Origin of the sequence: Yoonia sp. R2-816 (genome assembly GCF_046762905.1) — a bacterium.
Lineage (GTDB): Bacteria > Pseudomonadota > Alphaproteobacteria > Rhodobacterales > Rhodobacteraceae > Yoonia.
The window spans coordinates 1-2,345 of record NZ_JBKQXN010000205.1 but is presented as its reverse complement, the minus strand read 5'-3'; the positions used below and the strand labels follow the sequence as shown (position 1 = coordinate 2,345).

General features: G+C 56.4%; 3 protein-coding genes. All 3 read right to left on the bottom strand.

The features are described 5' to 3' along the window. A partial coding sequence (locus tag ACFWW2_RS12215; RefSeq protein WP_393928355.1) for a recombinase family protein occupies window positions 1–1,877 on the bottom strand: 1,877 nt, incomplete at its 3' end. Continuing rightward, window positions 1,867–2,031, bottom strand: coding sequence for a hypothetical protein (locus ACFWW2_RS12210; protein ID WP_393928354.1), 165 nt, complete (start codon window positions 2,029–2,031; stop codon window positions 1,867–1,869). The genes ACFWW2_RS12210 and ACFWW2_RS12215, both read right to left, overlap by 11 nt. A 117-nt stretch (window positions 2,032–2,148) precedes the next feature. Then, window positions 2,149–2,345 (bottom strand): hypothetical protein (locus ACFWW2_RS12205; RefSeq protein ID WP_393928353.1); only part of this gene is annotated, 197 nt, incomplete at its 5' end.

Genomic DNA, 2,345 nt, shown 5'->3' with positions numbered 1-2,345 from the left:
GCCTCAGACATGGTGCGCCACGGGCTGTCCTTGTCAGCGGAGAGGTAGCCGTGGATGTTGTTCACGCGCCGTATGGAGGACACGCGCTTGGCATTCCAGGTTTTGTCCTGACCGGTGCGAATACCCATGCGGTTCAGCGAGGCCGCAATGGATCCATCTGACCATCGTCCTGCCATCTCGCGGATGATCGCTAGCGCCTCATCGCTGGTTTTTGCACCATGTTCGCCTGTCTTTGGTTTTTTGACCCGCAACTCCGTGTGTCGACCGCCTTTCCAGTGGACGACCAGCACAATCTCACGGGTTGTGTCATCCACATCCGCGACGATGTCCTCAATCAGGGTCCGGAGCAGTTGCTGGCGAACACGCATGCTCACCGTAGGCGCATCCCATGCGACCTTTAGATCCTGCGCCAAGCCGTTCAATAGCCCCGGGTCAAAGGTCTCGTGCGCGTCTGGAGAGCTGACCATGCGTTCCTTGAAGACTTTAACTCGCAAGAGAGCTTCCTCCCAGCGTTTCTCCAGCGTCGAGGCTATCAGGCGGTTCTCCGGGTCACATGCCGCATATCGACGTTCTGCGAGCGTGGCGTCATATTCCGCTTGCTTCAGTTCCAGCTCCAAGAGCTGGCGGCGATCTTCCTTTGCCTTGGTCATGCAAATCTGCGCCTGCAGCGCTGCATCAATGGCCAGCGGTGCGACGGCATCCAAAGCGGCTCTGACAATGAGGGTCTCTGCCCGTGCGCCGCCGAATGTGAAACATCGCTTTTGGCCCAAAAGCAGGTTGGGATTATCACACCGATAGACAGGACGATGCGTTCGGCCCGCATAGACAACGTGCAAACGTCTCCCACATTTGGCACAAGACATGAGCCCCGCGAGCAAGGCTCGGCCACCGCGGGCTGACTTTGCTCCACCTGCCTTGCCAAACGCATTGCGCGCGAGTTGCGCCTGATTGCGTTCATACGCCCCCCACTCGATATACGCGGCATGGTGATCATGGAGAACCACCTCCCAATCTTCGGGCGATTTGTGGTTTTTGTAACTGACATGGGCGCGGCCGTCCCTGATCTCCGTCTTCTTTCCGGTTTTACCATAAGCATAAACGCCAGCGTAGAATGTATTTTTGAGAACGCTGATGACATTGCGATACCGGATAGGCCGCCACTCAAAAGAAGTCAGCCGGATACCATCTGATGGCCGTGGGAAATGGATACCTTGATCAGCCATCGACAACAGGACCTGTCTGGCACTGCCCAGTTCCTGGAAGCGGGTGAATATCGTGCCTATCACTTCCTGAATCCGCATGTCTGGATCAAACATGATCCCCGCAGCTCGGTCCCAAAGATAGCCAATCGGTGGGGTGTAACGCAGTTCACCGCGTCGCGCCTTTGCCCGCGCTGCGTCCAGCATCCGCGTTCGCAGTATCCCCAGTTCAAACTCGCTGATGCTGCCCTTCATGCCGAGCAAAAGCCGGTCGTTTGGCAGGCGGGGATCATATACGCCATCATGGTCGACAACGCGTGCCTCAACCATACCACAGATCTCAAGAACATGGTGCCAATCGCGCCCATTGCGGGCCAATCGCGAGACTTCGAGGCAAAACACCGCACCAACTTCACCAGAACAAAGAGCTGCAACCAATCGTTCAAACCCGGGCCGGACAGCGCTGCCACTGGCGGATATACCAAGATCATCATCGATAACATCTACCGTTTGGAAACCGTACTGACGTGCAGAAGACACAAGATCGTATTGCCGCCGCTGGCTCTCAAGATTGGTCATGACCTGGCTCTGTGTCGATTGCCGGACATAGACGATGGCGCGGCGCTGCAACAACGCAGGCGGCAATATTGCTATAGGTGTGAGGTCATTACCCATCATTTGATCCCTCCTGCGTCACCCCGATCGCTTCCAGAAGCAATTGCGCAAGAGCCTGCTTCAACATCTCGCGCTCCCGCTCGCTCATCAGCGCTGTCACTGGCGGATGAAATGGAAGAGGCAGCTGCGTCAGGTCGGTTGATTTGGGAGTGATCATGTTCGGCTTCCTTCGATGAGTCGCACTCATCAAAGCTTCGCCGAAAACCGTGCGATGTCAGAATTGCGGATAAATCCAGCAACCCCGCCGTGGACACTTGCGGTGACCCAAGTGTCATCAGTCCGCAAACTGTGGCATCCAGAACCCAAGCTGGAGCCATGACAGCGACGCCCGGGTCCCGTTCAATCCCCACATACATCCCATCACCACGCCGATAGGACCGATAGACTTTAACATCGACACCAAAATACGCGTGCCACCTGTAGTGCACGCGATAAACTGACCCGACATGGGCAGAATGAACAGGAACTGGC

What these genes read in the sequence shown, in the direction of transcription:
- ACFWW2_RS12210 (WP_393928354.1), bottom strand. Translation starts at nt 2,031, where the DNA reads ATGATCACTCCCAAATCAACCGACCTGACGCAGCTGCCTCTTCCATTT.